General features: G+C 47.0%; 1 protein-coding gene. It reads left to right on the top strand.

The features are described 5' to 3' along the window. The coding region (locus tag ACLUWI_RS10090) for a mucin-binding protein (RefSeq protein WP_412147215.1) at window positions 1–1,297 on the top strand (1,297 nt) is incomplete at both ends.

Raw genomic sequence — 1,297 nt, 5'->3', positions numbered from 1 at the left:
CTACGTTCTGGTATCGGACGGCTTTAAGCCAGGTACTAAGTTTGGTGTTGGCACGCCAACCTATGAAGTTCACTTCAAGCATGGTACAACGCATACTGATGCAACCGACAAGAATGCTGAACAAAAGATTGTTACGGAAACGATTCACTACGTTTACGAAAACAACCAGACTGCTAAGCCAGACTACACGTCAGCGGTTGACTTCAAGCGTGGCTACACGACCGATAACGTCACTGGTAAGGTTGTTTCCTACGATCCATGGACGGTATCCAGCAAGAAGTTTGGTTTCGTAAAGAGTCCAATAATTGAAGGCTACACGCCAAACCATTCGCAAATTGATGAAATCACTGTTACGCCAGATTCAAAAGACGTCGTCAAGACGGTGGTTTATGTTGGGAATGCCCAAGAAGCCCAAGCTATCTTCTATGATGAAACGACGGGCAAAGAAATCAGTGGGACACGTGAAATTGCAACTGGCAAGACTGATGAAACGATCAACTTCACCAAGGACCCAAGCGAAATTGTCAAGGAACTGGAAGCCAAGGGTTATGTCTTTGACAAGAGCAATGCCAACAACAAGGTCTTCGTTGACGGTTCGACTTATGACAAGAACTCCGAGGTTCACCAATACTTCAAGTACTACTTCACGCACGGACATGCGACGGTAACGCCAGAACAGGATCCACAAAACGGTCAAAAGACGGTAACGCAGACGATCAAGTACCAATATGCAGATGGCACGGCAACTGGTTTGGCTGATAATGTGCAAACCTTGACGTTCAAACGGACAGGTGACAAGGATCTGGTTACGGGGGAGGTAACTTGGCCAGACTGGTCAACGGTTGCTGCTCAACAGACCAAGTCGACAGTCAGTCCAGCTATTAAGGGCTACACTGCTGATACTAGTGAGATCCCTGCCGTAACGTACCATGCCGGTGACAGCGATACTACCTATGTCGTAAAGTACAATGCCGATGCTCAACATGCTGTTATCAATTACATTGATGGCGAAAGTGATGAGATACTGCACACTGATAAGGTTAATGGCCACTCTGACGAAAAGATCAACTACAGCACTGCTGATATGATCAAACAGTTGGAAGCCAAGGGTTATGAGCTGTACAAGGATAACTTCTCAGCCGATGAGAAGTTTGATAACGATGATGCCACGGATCAGACCTACACGGTAATCTTCAAGCACCATCGTGAAAACGTTGATCCAAACCACTCCTCGGCTGACGGCACGAAGGGCACGAAGACGCTGACGGAAACGGTTCACTATAAGTACGCTAATGGC

The organism is Limosilactobacillus mucosae (assembly GCF_046939755.1).
In the GTDB taxonomy this organism is placed as follows: Bacteria; Bacillota; Bacilli; order Lactobacillales; family Lactobacillaceae; genus Limosilactobacillus; species Limosilactobacillus mucosae_A.
Note: the sequence above shows the minus strand (reverse complement) of the source record. Positions and strands in the feature narration are given on the sequence as shown.